This is a genomic window from Pseudomonas sp. GW821-FHT09E04, from assembly GCF_059416185.1.
Genome location: NZ_JBWKOR010000003.1, coordinates 757816 through 776885, shown reverse-complemented (window position 1 = coordinate 776885; position 19070 = coordinate 757816). Strand labels below are relative to the sequence as shown.

The 19070-nt window shown below is 60.3% G+C and carries 15 protein-coding genes; 8 read left to right on the top strand and 7 right to left on the bottom strand.

Annotation, left to right across the window (positions count from 1 at the left end):
- Positions 1-16: 16 nt before the first annotated feature.
- From AC07N4_RS14520 to ppsR, 3 genes are all read right to left on the bottom strand, one after another.
- Positions 17-1339, bottom strand: a complete 1323-nt coding sequence (locus AC07N4_RS14520) for an ABC transporter ATP-binding protein (protein ID WP_493066311.1) — start codon at positions 1337-1339, stop codon at positions 17-19.
- A gap of 14 nt (positions 1340-1353) precedes the next feature.
- A complete protein-coding gene (locus AC07N4_RS14515) occupies positions 1354-3099 on the bottom strand; it encodes an ABC transporter permease (protein WP_102622610.1) in 1746 nt (581 codons plus the stop codon).
- A 295-nt stretch (positions 3100-3394) separates the two neighbouring features.
- Positions 3395-4213 (bottom strand): posphoenolpyruvate synthetase regulatory kinase/phosphorylase PpsR, encoded by an 819-nt coding sequence (ppsR, locus tag AC07N4_RS14510; RefSeq protein WP_096822521.1) that lies wholly within the window; start codon positions 4211-4213, stop codon positions 3395-3397.
- Between the two features lie 174 nt (positions 4214-4387).
- Here ppsR and ppsA point away from each other — a divergent pair, with 174 nt between their 5' ends.
- From ppsA to AC07N4_RS14470, 8 genes are all read left to right on the top strand, one after another.
- On the top strand, positions 4388-6763 hold the full coding sequence (ppsA, locus tag AC07N4_RS14505) for a phosphoenolpyruvate synthase (protein ID WP_096822520.1): 2376 nt from the start codon (positions 4388-4390) through the stop codon (positions 6761-6763).
- A 93-nt stretch (positions 6764-6856) separates the two neighbouring features.
- Positions 6857-7846 carry an alpha/beta fold hydrolase gene (locus AC07N4_RS14500; RefSeq protein ID WP_493066310.1) on the top strand — a complete coding sequence of 330 codons (990 nt, stop codon included), beginning with the start codon at positions 6857-6859 and terminating at the stop codon, positions 7844-7846.
- 226 nt (positions 7847-8072) lie between these two features.
- A complete protein-coding gene (gene rraA / locus AC07N4_RS14495) occupies positions 8073-8564 on the top strand; it encodes a ribonuclease E activity regulator RraA (RefSeq protein ID WP_096822518.1) in 492 nt (163 codons plus the stop codon).
- A 25-nt stretch (positions 8565-8589) separates the two neighbouring features.
- The gene (locus AC07N4_RS14490) at positions 8590-9585 is read left to right on the top strand and encodes a zinc transporter ZntB (RefSeq protein WP_085732397.1); all 996 of its coding nucleotides are present in this window, start codon (positions 8590-8592) and stop codon (positions 9583-9585) included.
- Between the two features lie 63 nt (positions 9586-9648).
- On the top strand, positions 9649-9897 hold the full coding sequence (locus tag AC07N4_RS14485; protein ID WP_085700244.1) for a CrfX protein: 249 nt from the start codon (positions 9649-9651) through the stop codon (positions 9895-9897).
- Between the two features lie 2 nt (positions 9898-9899).
- A complete protein-coding gene (locus AC07N4_RS14480) occupies positions 9900-10724 on the top strand; it encodes a mechanosensitive ion channel family protein (protein WP_065259736.1) in 825 nt (274 codons plus the stop codon).
- Between the two features lie 90 nt (positions 10725-10814).
- Entirely contained in the window at positions 10815-11405 is a 591-nt protein-coding gene (sigX, locus tag AC07N4_RS14475) for an RNA polymerase sigma factor SigX (RefSeq protein ID WP_011333251.1), read from the top strand.
- A 107-nt stretch (positions 11406-11512) separates the two neighbouring features.
- Complete coding sequence (locus tag AC07N4_RS14470) at positions 11513-12562, top strand: OmpA family protein (protein WP_096822517.1); 1050 nt, start codon at positions 11513-11515, stop codon at positions 12560-12562.
- A gap of 75 nt (positions 12563-12637) precedes the next feature.
- Here the strand turns inward: AC07N4_RS14470 and cobA are convergent, their stop codons facing one another.
- The 4 genes from cobA to nirB are packed head-to-tail and all read right to left on the bottom strand — an operon-like array spanning position 12638 to position 18885.
- Complete coding sequence (cobA, locus tag AC07N4_RS14465) at positions 12638-13390, bottom strand: uroporphyrinogen-III C-methyltransferase (protein WP_493066309.1); 753 nt, start codon at positions 13388-13390, stop codon at positions 12638-12640.
- 13 nt (positions 13391-13403) lie between these two features.
- Positions 13404-16118, bottom strand: coding sequence for a nitrate reductase (locus AC07N4_RS14460; protein WP_493066308.1), 2715 nt, complete (start codon positions 16116-16118; stop codon positions 13404-13406).
- On the bottom strand, positions 16118-16435 hold the full coding sequence (gene nirD / locus AC07N4_RS14455) for a nitrite reductase small subunit NirD (protein WP_064586764.1): 318 nt from the start codon (positions 16433-16435) through the stop codon (positions 16118-16120). The genes AC07N4_RS14460 and nirD overlap by 1 nt, the downstream gene beginning before the upstream one ends.
- The gene (gene nirB, locus AC07N4_RS14450) at positions 16432-18885 is read right to left on the bottom strand and encodes a nitrite reductase large subunit NirB (protein WP_085732400.1); all 2454 of its coding nucleotides are present in this window, start codon (positions 18883-18885) and stop codon (positions 16432-16434) included. The genes nirD and nirB overlap by 4 nt, the downstream gene beginning before the upstream one ends.
- Between the last annotated feature and the right edge of the window lie 185 nt (positions 18886-19070).

The window sequence follows — 19070 nt, the reverse complement described above, 5'->3', positions numbered from 1 at the left end:
CCGGGATGGTCGAGGGCTACAGGCTGCCCTCGACGTCCTCCAGGCTGAATGTCTCCGTATGGTCGTCGTAAGAGAAAATCTCCGCGTAACGGCCCCAGGCAATCACGATCTCCAGGTTTTTCTCGACGAAGGCTTCGGTCAGCGAATCTTCCAGTTCCTGCTCGAAACGCACCCGTGGCGCCCGGTGGCCGTTGCGTTCCAGCAACACCTGGCGGATGCGTGCGGCCAGCGGTATGTAGCGGATCAGATGTTCAGCAAACAGGGTCTTGCGTTCCTGGGTGCCGTAGTCCGCAAACAGTTTGCCGGCGTCGGTCAGGGTGATGTCGGCGCCCTTGAGTTCGGCGAAGCCCAGGTATTCGAGCATCTCGGCCACCGGAAACAGGTCGTCCACTTCCAGCAAGCGCCGCTCGGCCACGGTGGGCAGGCCGGCGTGGCCGTTGTAGGGTTCGGCCGCGAGGGTTTCGATCAGGCCGGCCATCAGGTTGGTGGACACTTCCTGCAGCGGGCTGCTGATCTTCAGCTCGGGTTTGCCGCTGCTGGCGTCGGCGCTGCGGCGGTCGGTCATCTGCGCGTAAATGTCATCGACCATCTGCCGGAAGGCCGGGTCCAGGCGATTGCGCGGATGGGCGAAGGGCACCTTGATTTCCGCCACCAGCCGCCCGGGGTTGGACGACAGCACCATAATGCGGTCGCACATCAGCACCGCTTCTTCGATGTTGTGGGTGACGATCAGGATCGATTTGATCGGCAGTTGCTTGCCACTCCACAGGTCCAGCAGGTCGTTTCTCAGGGTTTCGGCGGTCAACACGTCCAGTGCCGAGAAGGGCTCGTCCATCAGCAGCAGCGTCGGGTTGACCACCAGCCCGCGAGCGAACCCCACGCGCTGGCGCATGCCGCCGGACAATTCGCGAGGGTAGGCGTTTTCGAAACCGTCCAGGCCGATCAGGTCGATGGCGGCCAAGGCACGCTTGCGCGCTTCCTTGCGTTCGACTTGCAGGGCTTGCAGGCCGGCTTCGACGTTTTCCAGCACGGTCAACCACGGGAACAGCGCAAAGGTCTGGAACACCATGGCCACGCCTTCGGCCGGGCCGTCCAGCGGTTTGCCGTGATACAGGACTTCGCCGGACGAAGGCTCGATCAGGCCCGCGATGATCCGCAGCAGGGTCGATTTGCCCGAGCCGGAGCGGCCGAGCATGCCGACGATCTCGCCTTCGTGCAGGGCCAGGTCGACCCCGCTGAGCACTTGCAGCTCGTCCTTGCCCTTGCCAAACAGCCGGTTGACGTTGGTGAGCGAGTAGATTTCGGGTGTGGCGCCAGCGTGTTCGGTAAAGGTATTCATCACATCGAATCCCGTCAGTTCAGGCGAAGTTTGTTTTCGGCCATGGCGTACATCGGCCGCCAGACCAAGCGATTGAAGGCCACGACAAAGAACGACATCACCACCACGCCGAGGGTGATTTTCGGGAAGTCACCGGCAGCCGTGGTTTGCGCGATGTAGGCGCCGAGGCCGTGGGCGACGACCTTGTCCTGCCCCCAGGACACGAATTCGGAGACGATGCTGGCGTTCCACGCACCGCCCGAGGCGGTGATGGCGCCGGTCACGTAATACGGGAAGATCCCCGGCAACATGACCTTGCGCCACCACAGCCAGCCGCGAATGCGGAAGTTGGCGGCGGCTTCCTTGAAATCATTGGGGAAGGCGCTGGCCCCGGCGATCACGTTGAACAGGATGTACCACTGGGTGCCGAGCACGATCAGCGGACTGAGCCAGATGTCCGGGTTCAACTGGTAACGCAGGATCACAATGACGAACACCGGGAACAGCAGGTTCGCCGGGAACGCCGCGAGGAACTGCGCCAGCGGCTGGATTTTTTCTGCCAATGCCGGTCGCAGGCCGATCATCACGCCCAGCGGCACCCAGATCAGCGAGGCGATGAAGATCAACCCGGCCACTCGCAGCAGGGTAAACAACCCCATCAACAACACATGCCCGACCTCGGCCAACGTCACTTCGGTGCCGACGTACAGCGCGATGTGGTAGAGCGCATAGGCGGTCAGCAACCCGATAAACGAGCCCCAGATCCAGTCAATCGCCTTGGTGGTGGCGGGGCTTTCCGAGGCCATGACCTTGCGCGCCGAACGCGGCAAGCTCAGGCGCATGTTGCCGAGCCGGCTGATGACGCGGGTGACGGGGCGCAAAATGCGCTGGATCAACCGGGTGCGCTGGATCAGATTCAGTACCCAGGACTCCGGCGCGGCGGTCTGCGATGCGGTGTTTTCCATGCGGAACTTGTCGGCCCACGCCACCAGCGGGCGGAACAGGAACTGGTCGTAGATCAGGATGACCACGACCATCGTCAGGATGACGTAGCCCACCGCGTGCATGTCTTTTTGCGCGATGGCCATGGCCAGGAACGAACCGATCCCCGGCAGGGTGATGGTCTGGTCGCCGACGGTGATCGCTTCGGACGCCACCACGAAGAACCAGCCGCCGGACATGCTCATCATCATGTTCCAGACCAGTCCGGGCATGGCGAAGGGTACGTCGAGCTTCCAGAATTTCTGCCAGCCGGACAGTTGCAGGTTGGTCGATACCTCCACCAGGTCCCGCGGCAGCATGCGCAGCGACTGGTAGAAGCTGAAGGTCATGTTCCATGCCTGGCTGGTGAAAATGGCAAAGATCGCGGCGAGTTCCGCGCCCAGCACCCGGCCTGGAAACAATAATAGAAAGAAGGTCACGGTGAAGGAGATGTAACCCAGCACGGGCACCGATTGCAGGATGTCCAGCACCGGCACCAAGAGTTTTTCGGCCCGACGGCTTTTCGCCGCCAAGGTGCCGTAAAGCAGGGTGAACACCAGTGCCGCGACCATCGCCGCGAGCATGCGCAGGGTGGTGCGCATGGCGTATTCGGGCAGGTTGCTCGGGTCCAGGGACACCACTTCACTTTGCAGGGAGCCGATCGGGGCCCAGGTTTCCCGGGCACCGATGGAGAAAAACAGCAAAAAGCCGATCACCAGCGGCAGGGCGATCAAGTCCCAACGATTGGGCAGCAGGCGCCGTGTCGTGGCCGGTATGTAGTGACGGAACACTTTATTCATAAGCAGTGAGTCCTGCAGCGTTCTGAATGGAGGCGCGGCTGTCTGAGCGTAGCTTCTGTCTGCATTGCGCACCCGGGAACGAGCGGGCGCTCATTCCATGACTTCAAGCAGGAAGTGGATGCTGCGGACCCGGTGAATTCACCGGGTCGAGAGGGTTGGCGCATCCGGTTTCGGGCCGGATACGCAACTTGCGCGGATTGTATATTTCGGAATGTTACAGGGGCGTAAAAAACACCGCCCGCGAGGACTTTGCGTTAGTTCATTCAGCGTGCGTACAGGTTGAGGAACCAGGGGGTTACTTGAACCGCCGCTCCACACCTTTTTCCACCAGGATCTTCGCCGAAATCTCTTCCACCGAAAAATGCGTGGAGTTGATGTGCGGGATGTTCTCGCGGCGGAACAGGTTCTCCACTTCGCGCACTTCGAATTCGCACTGGGCGTAGCTCGAATAGCGGCTGTTGGGCTTGCGCTCGTTGCGGATCGCGGTGAGGCGGTCCGGGTCGATGGTCAGGCCGAACAGCTTGTGCTGGTGGGCGCGCAGGGCAGCCGGCAGTTGCAGGCGTTCCATGTCGTCTTCGGTCAGCGGATAGTTGGCCGCGCGGATGCCGAACTGCATCGCCATGTACAGACACGTCGGCGTCTTACCACAACGCGACACGCCCACTAGTATCAGGTCGGCCTTGTCGTAATAGTGGGTGCGGGCGCCGTCGTCGTTGTCGAGGGCGAAGTTCACCGCCTCGATCCGCTCCATGTAATTGGAGTTATGACCGATCGAATGGGATTTGCCGACGGTGTAGGAAGAATGCTCGGTCAGTTCCTGCTCGAGCGGGGCGAGGAAGGTCGAGAAGATGTCGATCATGAAACCATTGGAGGTTGCGAGAATCTCACGAATGTCCTGATTGACGATGGTGTCGAAGATGATCGGCCGGAAACCGTCGGTTTCAGCGGCTTTGTCGATTTGTTGTACCATGGCCCGCGCTTTTTCCACGCTGTCGATGTAGGGCCGCGTGAATTTGCTGAAGGTAATGTTTTCGAACTGCGCCAGAAGGCTTTGACCCAGGGTTTCGGCGGTGATGCCGGTGCCATCGGAGATAAAGAAAGCAGATCGTTTCATTTGCACCTTGGGCCTTAAGCTAGTGACGAATCTTGGATATGATAGGCGCGATTTGCCGGCCGCCATTGGCCCGCATTCTCACTTATTTTCCAGGTCCAGGCCATACAGCCGGCCAACGCTCCCCCGAGCCGCCGGTTTCTGAGCTTTTCCAACACAGTTAGTGGAGAGATCACCTTGGTAGAGTACGTAGTTTCCCTCGATAAGCTCGGCAAACACGATGTTGAGCATGTGGGGGGCAAGAACGCATCCCTGGGCGAGATGATCAGTAACCTGGCCGGTGCCGGTGTTTCGGTCCCCGGCGGCTTCGCCACCACGGCGCAGGCCTATCGCGACTTCCTGGAACTGAGCGGTCTGAACGATCAGATCCACAAGGCCCTCGATGCCCTGGACGTCGATGACGTCAATGCCCTGGCCAAGACCGGCGCCCAGATCCGCCAATGGATCATGGAAGCCGAATTCCCTGAAAAACTGAATGCCGAGATCCGCACCGCGTTCGCCGCGCTGTCGGCCGGCAATCCTGACGTGGCCGTGGCCGTGCGTTCCTCCGCCACCGCCGAAGACTTGCCGGACGCATCGTTCGCCGGTCAGCAGGAAACCTTCCTGAACATCCGTGGCGTTGAAAACGTCATCCGCGCGGCCAAGGAAGTGTTCGCTTCCCTGTTCAACGACCGTGCCATTTCCTACCGCGTGCACCAGGGCTTCGACCACAAACTGGTCGCCCTGTCGGCCGGCGTGCAGCGCATGGTGCGTTCGGAAACCGGCACCGCCGGCGTGATGTTCACCCTCGATACCGAATCCGGCTTCCGTGACGTGGTGTTCATCACCGGCGCCTACGGCCTGGGCGAAACCGTCGTACAAGGCGCGGTGAACCCGGACGAATTCTATGTCCACAAGGGCACGCTGGAGGCCGGTCGCCCGGCAATCCTGCGCCGCAACCTGGGCAGCAAGGCCATCAAGATGATCTACGGCGACGAGGCCAAGGCCGGTCGTTCCGTGAAGACCGTTGATGTCGACAAGGCCGAGCGCGCGCGTTTCTGCCTGACCGACGCTGAAGTCAGCGAACTGGCCAAGCAGGCGATGATCATCGAGAAGCACTACGGCTGCCCGATGGACATCGAGTGGGCCAAGGACGGTGACGACGGCAAGCTGTACATCGTGCAGGCCCGTCCGGAAACCGTGAAGAGCCGCACTCAGGCCAACGTCATGGAACGTTACCTGTTGAAAGAAACCGGCACCGTGCTGGTGGAAGGCCGTGCCATCGGCCAGCGCATCGGCGCCGGCAAGGTGCGGATCATCCGCGACGTGTCCGAGATGGACAAAGTCCAGCCGGGCGACGTGCTGGTCTCCGACATGACCGACCCGGACTGGGAACCGGTCATGAAGCGCGCCAGCGCCATCGTCACCAACCGTGGCGGCCGTACCTGCCACGCGGCGATCATCGCCCGTGAACTGGGGATTCCAGCCGTTGTAGGTTGCGGCAACGCCACCCAGCTGTTGAAAGATGGCCAGGGCGTGACCGTGTCCTGCGCCGAAGGCGACACCGGTTACATCTTCGAAGGCGAACTGGGCTTCGACATCAAGAAGAACTCCGTCGACGCCATGCCGGAGCTGCCGTTCAAGATCATGATGAACGTCGGCAACCCGGACCGCGCCTTCGATTTCGCGCAACTGCCGAATGCCGGTGTGGGCCTGGCCCGTCTGGAATTCATCATCAACCGCATGATCGGCGTCCACCCGAAAGCACTGTTGAACTACGACGGCCTGCCGCAGGAAATCAAGGACAGCGTCGACAAGCGCATCGCCGGCTACGACGATCCGGTCGGCTTCTATGTCGAAAAACTGGTTGAAGGCATCAGCACCCTGGCGGCGGCGTTCGCACCGAAGAAGGTCATCGTGCGTCTGTCGGACTTCAAGTCCAACGAATACGCCAACCTGATCGGCGGCAAACTGTACGAGCCGGAAGAAGAAAACCCGATGCTGGGCTTCCGTGGCGCGTCGCGTTACATCAGCGAATCGTTCCGTGACTGCTTCGAACTCGAGTGCCGTGCACTGAAACGCGTACGCAACGAGATGGGCCTGACCAACGTCGAAATCATGGTGCCGTTCGTGCGTACCCTGGGCGAAGCCAGCCAGGTGGTCGATCTGCTCGCCGAAAACGGCCTGGCCCGTGGCGACAACGGCCTGCGCGTGATCATGATGTGCGAACTGCCGTCCAACGCGATCCTGGCCGAAGAATTCCTCGAATTCTTCGACGGTTTCTCGATCGGTTCCAACGACCTGACTCAACTGACACTGGGTCTGGACCGTGATTCCGGGATCATCGCGCACCTGTTCGACGAGCGTAACCCGGCGGTCAAGAAGCTGCTGGCCAACGCGATTGCCGCGTGCAACAAGGCCGGCAAATACATCGGCATCTGCGGTCAGGGTCCTTCGGACCACCCGGACCTCGCCAAGTGGCTGATGGAACAAGGCATCGAAAGCGTTTCGCTGAACCCGGACTCCGTGCTGGAAACCTGGTTCTTCCTGGCTGAGGGTCAGGCGCAGGCCTGATCGGTGAGTGAAGAGGCCGGTCCCTGACCGGCCTCTTTAGGATTCAAGTAGGGCGAGCTCTCCGGATGCCGCCCTTTTTTGTGCAAGAGCATTATGCAAAGCAGCAGTGACCTATTTCCTGTCGCCCTGATCAGCGCCGAACGACGCGGTGATCTGAGCGAAGACGTATACCGCTTGAAACCGGGCAACAGCCCTGACTGGTCCGTGGAAATCGCGGTGACCCGTCTCGGCATGGCCGATGAACCGGCGACACGCGGCGTACCGGTAATTTTGCTGCATGGCAGCTTTTCCAATCGGCGCTTCTGGTTCTCCCCGAAAGGGCTGGGGCTGGGCGCCTACCTGACGCGTCTGGGTTTCGATGTGTGGATCCCGGAAATGCGCGGCCACGGCCTGTCCCAGCGTAACGAGGACTACCGCCGCAACCGCGTCGCCGACTACGCCCGTTACGATTTGCCGGCCATCGCCGCGTTCGTGCGTGAGCAGAGCGGGCAGGTACCGCACTGGATCGGCCATTCGCTGGGCGGCATCACCCTGGCGGCAGCGCTGGGCGGCGAATACCTCGGTGAACCGGCCGTGGCGTCGGCGGCGTTTTTCGGCACGCAGGTCAGCCGTACGTACTGGCCGTTGAAAATTCCGCCGGTGGAGTGGAGCGGACGCTTCATTCTCAAGCGTTTTGCCCAGTTGTCTGGCTCGCGGCTCAAGCGTGGCCCCGAAGATGAGCCGATCGGCCTGGCGCTGGAAAGCATGCGCTGGTACGGCCTGTTCGGGCGTTTTGGCGACAAGGACAAGGATTGGTGGGCGGGGCTCGCCGATGTTCAGGTGCCTGTCTTGGCGGTGACGGCGGCCGGCGATCATCAGGATCCGGCGTGGGCCTGTCGCAAACTGTTCGATCAGATCGGTTCCGAGCACAAGCAATTCATCAATCTGGGACGCGAGCAGGGCTTCAACGACAATTTCGGCCATGTCGAGATGTTGGTGAGCAAGGCTGCCCAGGCTGAAGTCTGGCCGCTGGTGGCGCGTTGGCTGGCGGATCAGCACACGCCGTTGCTGGGCGAAAAGCCCGATCTGGCAGCGGCGGTGTGATCGGAACACGCTGAAAAGGGCATTTCGTTCGAGTCGGCTTGCGGCTAAGATATGACGCATTGGACGGTTCTGGTCATATTTAGTGACTGTTTCGCTATTACGTTTCAGCCTTTGTTCAGGTTCGGTCAGCGACCATTGCATGGACTAAGGTAAACAGCGACCGCCGGGACTCGTTTCAAAAGAGTGCGACATCCTTGATCGTCTTCCTTGTTACAGGAGTTTTTCGATGAACCATTACCTTACGCCTGACCTGTGCGACGCCTATCCGGAGCTGGTGCAGGTGCTGGAACCGATGTTCAGCAATTTCGGCGGCCGTGATTCCTTCGGCGGCGAAATCGTGACCATCAAGTGCTTCGAAGACAACTCGCTGGTCAAGGAACAAGCCGAACTCAAGGGCAACGGCAAGGTGCTGGTGGTCGATGGCGGTGGTTCCCTGCGCTGCGCGCTGCTGGGCGACATGATCGCCGAGAAAGCCGCGAAAAACGGTTGGGAAGGGCTGGTGATCTACGGATGCATCCGCGATGTGGACGTCATCGCCCAGACCGATCTCGGTGTCCAGGCGCTGGCCAGCCACCCGAAGAAGACCGACAAGCGCGGTCTCGGCGACCTCAACGTGCCGGTGACGTTTGCGGGTGTCACGTTTCATCCGGGCCAATACATCTATGCGGACAACAACGGCGTGATCATCTCGCCGAGCCCGCTGAAGATGCCTGAATAAAATCGCGGTAAGCACTGGGGTGAGGATGTTCGAGGAAGAAAACGCGCAATGGGGGCTGGTGCATGCCCTGGTGCTGGACGGTAAAGGCGGTGCGCGTTCGATAGCCCGGACTGATCTCGACAGTTTGCAGCTGCAGGCACACGAAAGCCTGTGGCTGCACTGGGATCGCAGTCACCCGCAGACCCAGACCTGGCTGCGCAAATCCAGCGGACTCAACGAATTCACCTGCGACCTGCTGCTGGAAGAGAACACTCGCCCACGGCTGTTGCCGCTGCCCGATTCCGAATTGCTGCTGTTTTTGCGCGGGGTCAATCTCAATCCGGGTGCCGAACCGGAAGACATGGTGTCGGTACGGATTTTCGCTTCGGCCCAGCGTGTGATTTCCCTGCGTTTGCGCCCATTGCGCGCCACCGATGAACTGTTGGCGATGCTGGGGGAGGGCAAAGGCCCGAAAACCTCGTCCGAACTCATTCTCTATCTCGCTCAATACCTCACCAACAAGGTGCAGGATCTGGTCACTTGCCTCTCGGAAGTGGTCGATGAAGAGGAAGAAAAACTGGATGCCGACGAACGGTATACTCCCGAGCACGGTGCCATTTTGCACATCCGTCGCCGGGCGGCCGGACTGAAGCGTTTTCTTGCGCCGCAGCGGGATATTTTCGGACAGCTGACGCGGATAAAACTGCCCTGGTTCGTCGATGACGACGCCGACTACTGGAACGAATTGAACAACAGCCTGACCCGCTATCTCGAAGAGCTCGAATTGACCCGAGAGCGCGTGGGGCTTGTGCTGGACACCGAAGACCGGCGTTTGAGCGTGCGCATGAATCGCACGATGTACCGCTTCGGGATCATCACCGGGATCTTTTTGCCGATGAGTTTTCTCACCGGCCTGCTGGGGATCAATGTCGGCGGAATTCCGCTTTCCGGGAGCCCCTACGGATTCCTTGTGGCGTGCCTGCTGATGGTCTCGGTGGCGCTCGGACAATGGTGGTTGTTCCGCCGTTTGCGCTGGGTATGACGATGCGCCATGTGACCCGACCAAATTTGCCCGCGTCTTTCACAGACATCACGAGAGGTGCGTATGCACGATCCGTTTGAACAGTCTTTGCGCGACATGCTCAACGCCTCGCCGTCCGGCCGCGACGACGACGCCTGTCTGGGCCGCGTACTCAAAACCGCCAACCGCCAGGTCGGCGCCGGCGATCTGTTCAGCCTGCTGGGCCGTTGGCTGCCCGCGCTGATGATCGCCCTGAACAACGGCTCGGCCCATGTCGCGCCGGTTTCCCGTCTTCGTAAACCTACCGCTCGCACTGCTGATAAGGCTGATTGAATATGGAACTTGATCTCTGGACTCAGAGCCTCGTCACGGCAATGACTGCGTTGTGGACCAAAGTCGCTAATTTCATCCCGAACCTGTTCGGCGCACTGGTGGTGCTGCTGTTGGGCTTCGTGGTGGCCAAGCTGCTGGACACCCTGTTGTCCAAACTGCTGGCCAAGCTCGGTCTGGATCGCCTGATGGGCGGCACCGGGCTGACCAAATTGATGTCCCGTGCAGGACTGCAAGTGCCGATCTCGACCCTGATCGGAAAAATCGTGTATTGGTTCGTTCTGCTGATTTTCCTGGTTTCTGCAGCAGAATCCCTTGGGCTTGAGCGGGTTTCAGCTACGCTGGACATGCTGGCGCTGTATGTGCCGAAAGTTTTCGGCGCAGCCCTGGTGCTGCTGGTCGGTGTATTGCTGGCGCAGCTGGCCAACGGTCTGGTGCGCGGTGCGGCAGAAGGCGTGGGTCTGGACTACGCTTCAGGGCTTGGGCGAATTGCCCAGGGTCTGGTGATCATCATCAGTATCTCGGTCGCGATCAGTCAGCTCGAGGTCAAGACCGACCTGCTGAACCATGTGATCGTCATCGTATTGATTACCGTTGGTCTGGCGGTTGCGCTGGCCATGGGCCTGGGAAGCCGGGAAATTGCCGGTCAGATTCTTGCGGGAATCTATGTGCGTGAGTTGTATCAGGTTGGGCAACAAGTGCGTGTTGGCGAGGTCGAAGGCCAGATCGAAGAGATCGGCACGGTTAAGACTACATTGCTGACCGATGAGGGTGAGCTAGTCTCACTCTCCAATCGGATCCTGCTGGAACAGCATGTGAGTAGCCGCTAACCCGGCAAACCCTGCTAATGTATGCCGCCGCAAAATGCCAGCTGATGCTGGCAGCGGTGGACATTGACCTGACTGTCGGCACGACTTGTTTTGAATAAAGCCCAAACGCTATCCACGCGCTACGACCCCCGCGAGCTCTCTGATGAGGAGTTGGTCGCGCGCTCGCATACCGAGCTGTTTCACGTGACTCGCGCCTATGAAGAACTGATGCGGCGTTACCAGCGAACATTATTTAACGTTTGTGCGCGGTATCTTGGGAACGATCGCGACGCAGACGATGTCTGTCAGGAAGTGATGTTGAAGGTGCTGTACGGCCTGAAGAACTTCGAGGGGAAATCGAAGTTCAAGACATGGCTATATAGCATCACTTACAACGAATGCATCACGCAGTATCGGAAGGAACGGCGAAAGCGTCGCTTGATGGACGCACTGAGTCTTGACCCCCTCGAGGAAGCGTCCGAAGAAAAGGCGCCGAAACCCGAGGAGAAGGGCGGACTCGATCGCTGGCTGGTGTATGTGAACCCGATTGACCGTGAAATTCTGGTGCTTCGATTTGTCGCAGAGCTGGAATTTCAGGAGATCGCAGACATCATGCACATGGGTTTGAGTGCTACAAAAATGCGGTACAAACGTGCTCTAGATAAATTGCGTGAGAAATTTGCAGGCATTGCTGAAACTTAGTTCAGCGCAAATATCTCTTACGTGTAGGCAAGTTCTGATAGACTTGCCGCCGAGTTGTCCCCCGGTTTGCGGGACTGCTTCACAATCACCAGATGGGGATTTAACGGATGAAACTGAAAAACACCTTGGGCTTGGCCATTGGTTCTTTGATTGCCGCTACTTCGTTCGGCGCACTGGCACAAGGCCAAGGCGCAGTTGAAGGCGAACTGTTCTACAAGAAGCAGTACAACGACAGCGTTAACCATGTCGAAGACGGCTTCAACCCAGGCGCCTCTATCGGTTACTTCTTGACCGACGACGTATCGTTGAACTTGACCTACGACAAGAACAACCACACCCGTTCGAACGACGGCACCGGCAGCCAGAAGCTGGGTGGCGACAACTTCGGTCTGAACGCTCAGTACCACTTCAACAACGCTGGTGACGCTCTGCGTCCTTACGTTGCTGGCGGTGTGAAGCACGGCAGCCTGACCAACGTAGCTGCTGACGGCCACACCGGTCGCGATCAGTCGACCTACCTGACTGCTGGCGCTGGCGTTAAGTACTACTTCGCTGAAAACTTCTACGCCCGTGCTGGTGTAGACGCTGACTACAAACTGGACAACGGTCGCTGGAACTACGCTCCAGTAATCGGTCTGGGTGTGAACTTCGGTGGCGGCAACAAGCCTGCTGCTGCTCCAGTTCCAGCACCAGCTGAAGTCTGCTCCGACAGCGACAACGATGGCGTTTGCGACAACGTTGACAAGTGCCCAGACACCCCAGCCAACGTAACTGTTGACGCTGATGGCTGCCCGGCAGTTGCTGAAGTTGTTCGTGTTGAGCTGGACGTGAAATTCGACTTCGACAAGTCGGTCGTCAAGCCAAACAGCTACGGCGATATCAAAAACCTGGCTGACTTCATGAAGCAGTACCCATCGACTCGCACCACTGTTGAAGGTCACACTGACAACGTCGGTCCTGACGCTTACAACCAGAAACTGTCCGAGCGTCGTGCAAACGCCGTTAAACAAGTTCTGGTTAACCAGTACGGTGTTGAATCGTCCCGCGTTGGTTCGGTTGGCTACGGCGAATCCCGCCCAGTTGCTGACAACAAAACCGAAGCTGGTCGTGCTGTTAACCGTCGCGTAGAAGCGCAGGTTGAAGCTCAAGCTAAGTAATTAGCTCGCCGCTTTGAGAAAAGCCCGGCTTATGCCGGGCTTTTCTTTGTCTGCGATTTGGTGAAAACCAGATGATCAGGCTGACTGATCGGCTGGCCAGGCGAGAAAATCGGCTCGGGCCGCAGAAGCTGCTACCGCACCAATCACCAGAATGGCAGGGCTCTTGAGCGCAAACCTGCAGGCGTCTCCCTCCATTCTCGTCAGATCGCTCCGGCATTCCCGTTGTTGTGGCAGGGATGCGTTCTCGATCATCGCCACGGGCGTATTCATCGCCATCCCGCCGGCCAATAACTGCTCACGAATCTCGCTGAGCTTGGCCACTCCCATATAGATCACCAACGTCGTGCCGCTTTGCGCCAGCGCCTGCCAGTTCAATTGGCTGTCGTCCTGAGTGTGCGCAGTGACCAGCGTTACACCCCGCGCCACGCCGCGCAAAGTCAGCGGAATGTCACACTGCGTCGCCCCGGCCAGCCCGGCAGTGATGCCATTGACCAGCTCCACTTCAACCCTGCGCTCACGCAGCCACTGCGCTTCCTCGCCGCCACGGCCGAAGATGCAGGGATCGCCGCCCTTGAGGCGAACCACACATTTGCCCTGGCGCGCATAACGCAGCATTAGCCGATGGATGAATGCCTGTGGCGTCGAGCGACAGCCGCCGCGTTTGCCGACCGGAATGATCCGTGCGGCCGGGCAGTGCTCCAGCACGGCGTCGTTGACCAGATCGTCGATCAGCACCACATCCGCTTCGCGCAAGGCACGCACGGCTTTGAGCGTCAGCAATTCAGGATCGCCGGGACCCGCGCCCACCAGCCAGACTTTTGCATTCATGGTGTTTTCCTCTTCAGATGACGGCGACCGGCCGCGCTTCGGCGACCAGCAAACGCTTGATTTCCGGGACGCAGGAACCGCATTGCGTGCCGCAGCCCAGTGTGTTTTTCAAACCCTGCAAATCCAGACCTTCTCGAATGCCGGCGCAGACCGCGCTGTGGCTGACGTTTTTGCAATTGCACAGGGTCTTGTCGGCAACGCTCTGCACACCGGCATTACCCGGCGGCGCACTCATCGGCGCCAACAGCCAGCGCCGCAGTTGTTCGTCTGCGCGGCCCTCCAGCCACAAGCCTTGCAGCCAATGCTGGGCGAGGGTTTCGCCGGCGAGGCGGATCGCCGTGATTCGCCCGTTCTCGATGCGTACCCGTTTGCCGATGGCCCTGCGCGGATCGTCATAGGCCAGTACCGGACCGTCGATCAGGGCCAGGCACTGGTCGATTTCGCGCAGCAACTGCGGATCGGGTGCGGCGGCACTGGCAGCGCGTATCAGCAGCGCCGGACGCTCGCGACCGACGAGGCTGAGGCTGGCGTAGGAAAACGCCTCACACAGCGGTCGAAGCGCCTCAAAGTGTCGTTGAACATCGCCCTCGATCAGTGCGAAAAGCTGCCAGGGCAGATTCACCGGTTCCAGCCGTACACCGCTGTGCTTGAGTTCCGGTTGCTTCGACAAGGGATCGAAGGCGGGCAGGGTCAGGCAGTTCACGCCGCCCTTGAGAAAACGATCGCCCCAGTGCATCGGCAGAAAGGCCTGGCCCGGACGCACGCTGTCATCGCTTCCGACCGCCACGATCACCGCGCCCCGGCGGCTCTTCAGACTCACCAGATCCCCCGGCTGCAAACGGTGCCGACGCAATTCGTCCGGGTGCAGGCTCAGCACAGCTTCGCTGACATGCCCGAACAACTGTGCCGCCGTGCCAGTGCGGCTCATACCGTGCCATTGATCACGCAGGCGACCGGTGATCAGGGTCAGTGGAAAACGCGCGTCCCGTTGCTCTTTTGCAGCGCGATAGGGATCGGCAACAAACTGCGCGCGACCGCTGGCCGTAGGAAATATGCCGTCGCAGTACAGGCGCGGAGTGCCTTGTCGGGCGCCCTCAGGAAACGGCCATTGCTGCGGTCCGATTTCATCAAGCAACCCATGGCTGATGCCGCACACGTCCAGATCGCGGCCACGGGTCAGTGCTTTGAATTCATCGAACAGCTGAGCGGGCTGATCGAACGCAAACAGGCTCGGCTTTTGCGGGCGCAGACGTTTCTCCAGGCGTTGTGCGAAATCAACCGTGATCGCCCAGTCCGGTCGCGCTTCACCCGGTGCGGTAATGGCTTTGCGGACGTGGGAAATCCGCCGTTCGGAGTTGGTCACTGAACCTTCCTTCTCGCCCCAACTGGCCGCCGGCAGCAGCAGATCGGCAAACGCTGCGGTTTCAGTGGTGCGAAACGCCTCCTGCAACACCACGAACGGACAAGCCTCCAGCGCCGCGCGTACGGCGTTCTGATCCGGCATCGATTGCGCCGGGTTGGTGCAGGCAATCCACAGCGCCTTGATCTTGCCGCTGCGCACGTGTTCAAACAGTTCGATGGCACTGAGCCCGGTGTTTTCCGGCAGCGAATCTACGCCCCAATACGCCGCCACTTCTGCGCGGTGCTCCGGATTGGCAGCCTCACGATGACCGGGCAACAGGTTGGAGAGGCTGCCGGTTTCCCGCCCGCCCATGGCATTCGGCTGACCGGTCAGGGAGAAAGGTCCTGCACCGGGCCGGCCGATTTGCCCGGTGGCCAGGTGCAGGTTGATCAGCGCACTGTTCTTCGCGCTGCCGGCGGTGGACTGGTTCAGGCCCATGCACCACAGCGACAGAAAACTCGGCGCAGTGCCGATCCATTCGGCGCATTGCTGCAACTGCTCGACGCTGATCCCGCATAGCTGCGACACCATGGCCGGGGTGTAATCACGCACCAGGCTTTTCAGCTCGGCGAGGCCTTCGGTGTGGGCCTTGATGAAGTCACGGTCGATCCAATCTTCCCACAACAGCAGATGCAAAATCCCATGGAACAACGCGACATCGGTGCCCGGCAGAATCGCCAGGTGCAGGTCGGCAAGATCGCAGGTGTCGGTGCGCCGTGGGTCGATGACGATGACTTTCATCTGCGGACGACGGGATTTGGCCTCTTTAAGACGACGAAAAAGCACCGGGTGGGCGTAGGCCATGTTACTGCCGACGATCATCACGCAATCGCTCAGTTCCAGGTCTTCATAGCTGCACGGTGGCGCGTCGGCGCCGAGGCTGCGCTTGTAGCCGACCACTGCCGAAGACATGCAAAGCCGCGAGTTGCTGTCGATGTTATTGGTGCCGACCAGCGCCCGCGCCAGTTTGTTGAAGGCGTAGTAGTCCTCGGTCAGCAACTGCCCGGAGATGTAGAACGCCACGCTGTCCGGGCCATGTTCGGCGATGGTTTCGGCGAATACGTTGGCGGCGTGCTCCAGCGCGGTGTCCCAGTCGCAACGACTGCGCGCCAAACCTTTGCCCAAGCGCAGTTCCGGATACAGCGCGCGCGCTGCCAGATCACCGGTCAGGTGCAGGGTCGAGCCTTTGCTGCACAGTTTGCCGAAGTTGGCCGGGTGCGCCGGATCACCGCTGACGCCGAGAATGCGCTCGCCGTCATGCTCGATCAGCACGCCGCAGCCGACCCCGCAATAACAGCAGGTCGAGGCGGTCGTCTGGCGGTTCATCAGACGGCGTCCCGCAGGGCCAGCTGGACGCGGCCGTTTTCGACCCGGGCCGGGTGATGGTGCGCGCAACCGATGTCCGGCGCCTGGGCTTCGCCGGATTGCAGGTCGATCTGCCAGTTGTGCAGCGGACAGGCCACGCGCTTGCCGTAGATCAGGCCTTGGGACAGCGGGCCACCCTTGTGCGGGCAGCGGTCATCGAGCGCGAAAACCTCATCGTCACTTGTGCGAAAGATCGCAATGTCACCCTTGGGCCCGGCAATGATCCGCGAACCGAGGGCATTGATCTCTTCCAGGGCACAGATATCGAGCCAGTTCATGCCGGCACCTCCAGGTTTTTCACGGGGATCACGTCGAACTCTTTCTTCAGTTGCGGCTGCGCGAGGCGCTCTTTCCACGGGTCCTGTTCGAACGACAGGGAGAATTGCAGGCGCTCGTTCAGGGCCTTGCGGCGCTCGGGATCTTCCAGCACGGCTTTCTTGATGTGCTCCATGCCGACTCGTTGCAAGTAGTGCACGGTGCGTTCGAGGTAAAAGGCTTCTTCGCGGTACAGCTGCAGGAACGCGCCGTTGTATTCGCGGACTTCCTCGGCGGTCTTGAGCTTGACGAAGAACTCGGCGACTTCGGTCTTGATCCCGCCGTTGCCACCGATGTACATCTCCCAGCCGGAGTCGACACCGATGATTCCTACGTCCTTGATCCCTGCTTCCGAGCAGTTGCGCGGGCATCCGGAGACCGCCAGTTTCACTTTGTGCGGCGACCACATGTTGAACAGGTCATGTTCAAGGTCGATGCCCAACTGAGTCGAATTCTGCGTGCCGAAGCGGCAGAACTCGCTGCCGACGCAGGTTTTTACGGTGCGGATCGATTTGCCGTAGGCGTGGCCGGACGGCATGTCGAGGTCTTTCCACACACCGGGCAGGTCCTGCTTCTTGATCCCCAGCAAGTCGATGCGCTGGCCGCCGGTGACCTTGACCATTGGCACCTGATATTTGTCCGCCACGTCGGCGATTCGCCGCAGTTCCGACGGGTTGGTCACGCCGCCCCACATCCGTGGCACCACCGAGTAGGTTCCGTCCTTCTGAATGTTGGCGTGGGCCCGCTCGTTGATCAGGCGCGACTGCGGATCGTCCTTGGCTTCGCCGGGCCAGGTGGAAATCAGGTAGTAGTTGAGGGCGGGGCGGCAAGTGGCGCAGCCATTCGGGGTGCGCCAATTGAGGTAGCTCATGGTGCCGGCGATGGTCAGCAGGTGCTGCTCGCGAATGGCTTGACGGATCTGGCCGTGATTGAGGTCGCTGCAGCCGCAGATGGCTTTTTCGCTTTTCGGTTTGACATCCGCCGCGCCGCCGACGGTGTTGATCAGGATCTGCTCGACCAGACCGGCGCAGGAGCCGCAGGAACTGGCCGCCTTGGTGTGTTTCTTCACTTCGTCGACGCTGAACAGACCGTGTTCCTGAATCGCCTTGACGATGGTGCCCTTGCACACGCCGTTGCAGCCGCAGACTTCGGCGTTGTCGGCCATGCTCATGGCTTTGTCCTGGCCCTGATGTCCTACGTCGCCGAGGGCGTTTTCACCAAACATCAGATGATCGCGGATCTCGCCGATGGCGTGATTCTCACGAATTTGTCGGAAATACCAACCGCCATCTGCCGTATCGCCGTACAGACAGGCGCCGACCAGCACGTCATCCTTGATCACCAGTTTTTTGTACACCCCGCCGATCGGGTCGGAGAGGGTGATGGTCTCGGTGCCTTCGCCGCCCATGAAATCGCCAGCGGAAAACAGGTCGATGCCGGTGACTTTCAATTTGGTCGAAGTCACCGAGCCTTGATAACGGGCGAAACCCAGTTGCGCCAGGTGGTTGGCGCAGACCTTGGCCTGTTCGAACAGCGGCGCGACCAGGCCGTAGGCAATGCCACGGTGGCTGGCGCATTCGCCGATGGCATAGATGCGCGGGTCGTAGGTTTGCAGGGTGTCGTTGACCAGAATCCCGCGATTGCACGGGATGCCGGCCTTTTCCGCCAGTTCGGTATTGGGGCGGATGCCGGCGGCCATCACCACCAGATCGGCGGGGATGATGTCGCCGTTCTTGAATTGCACCGAGCCGACGCGACCGTTGCCGGCGTCGTGCAGGGCCTGGGTCTGTTCGCACAGGCGAAAGTGCAGGCCACGGGATTCGAGGGCGGTTTGCAGGAGCTGGCCGCTGGTCTTGTCCAGTTGCCGCTCCAGCAGCCATTCACCGAGGTGCACCACGGTGACGTGCATGCCGCGCAGCATCAGGCCGTTGGCCGCTTCGAGGCCGAGCAGGCCGCCGCCGATCACAACGGCGTGCTTGTGGGTCTTGGCGGTGTCGATCATGGCCTGAGTGTCGGCGATGTCGCGGTAACCGATCACGCCCTGCAAGGTGTTGCCGGGGATTGGCAGGATGAACGGGGTCGAGCCGGTGGCGATCAGCAGGCGATCGTATTCGGCCTCGGTGCCGTCTTCGGCGATCACCCGGCGCTTGACCCGGTCGATCTCCACCACTTTGCGGTTGAGCAGCAGTTTGATGTTGTTTTGCAGATACCAGTCGAGATCGTTGAGCACGATCTCTTCGAACGTCTGTTCGCCGGCCAGCACCGGCGACAGCAGGATGCGGTTGTAGTTGGTGTGCGGTTCGGCGCCGAAGACCGTGATGTCGTACAGCTCGTTGCTCAGCTTGAGCAATTCTTCCAGGGTACGGACCCCGGCCATGCCATTGCCGATCATCACCAGTTTGAGTTTTTTCATCAGGTTCTCCGCAAGCTTCGGGCGTGCCTCTTGTGGGCAGTCAGGCCTTGCTCGACAAAAATGGCGCAAACAAAAAAGGCGTCCCGCCAGTTACCTAGCGAGGACGCCTTTGTCCTTGTCCCGTTCTCTCGGGAAGCCTGGCCTTCGTCGTTGAAGGTCGGGCTTTATGTCAGTTGAAAACGTTA

Bases quoted from the DNA above. Each gene is read 5' to 3' on its own strand.
- AC07N4_RS14520 (WP_493066311.1), bottom strand. From the start codon at position 1,339: ATGAATACCTTTACCGAACACGCTGGCGCCACACCCGAAATCTACTCG.
- AC07N4_RS14515 (WP_102622610.1), bottom strand. From the start codon at position 3,099: ATGAATAAAGTGTTCCGTCACTACATACCGGCCACGACACGGCGCCTG.
- ppsR (WP_096822521.1), bottom strand. From the start codon at position 4,213: ATGAAACGATCTGCTTTCTTTATCTCCGATGGCACCGGCATCACCGCC.
- AC07N4_RS14500 (WP_493066310.1), top strand. From the start codon at position 6,857: ATGCAAAGCAGCAGTGACCTATTTCCTGTCGCCCTGATCAGCGCCGAA.
- rraA (WP_096822518.1), top strand. From the start codon at position 8,073: ATGAACCATTACCTTACGCCTGACCTGTGCGACGCCTATCCGGAGCTG.
- AC07N4_RS14490 (WP_085732397.1), top strand. From the start codon at position 8,590: ATGTTCGAGGAAGAAAACGCGCAATGGGGGCTGGTGCATGCCCTGGTG.
- AC07N4_RS14485 (WP_085700244.1), top strand. From the start codon at position 9,649: ATGCACGATCCGTTTGAACAGTCTTTGCGCGACATGCTCAACGCCTCG.
- AC07N4_RS14480 (WP_065259736.1), top strand. From the start codon at position 9,900: ATGGAACTTGATCTCTGGACTCAGAGCCTCGTCACGGCAATGACTGCG.
- AC07N4_RS14470 (WP_096822517.1), top strand. From the start codon at position 11,513: ATGAAACTGAAAAACACCTTGGGCTTGGCCATTGGTTCTTTGATTGCC.
- cobA (WP_493066309.1), bottom strand. From the start codon at position 13,390: ATGAATGCAAAAGTCTGGCTGGTGGGCGCGGGTCCCGGCGATCCTGAA.
- AC07N4_RS14460 (WP_493066308.1), bottom strand. From the start codon at position 16,118: ATGAACCGCCAGACGACCGCCTCGACCTGCTGTTATTGCGGGGTCGGC.
- nirD (WP_064586764.1), bottom strand. From the start codon at position 16,435: ATGAACTGGCTCGATATCTGTGCCCTGGAAGAGATCAATGCCCTCGGT.
- nirB (WP_085732400.1), bottom strand. From the start codon at position 18,885: ATGAAAAAACTCAAACTGGTGATGATCGGCAATGGCATGGCCGGGGTC.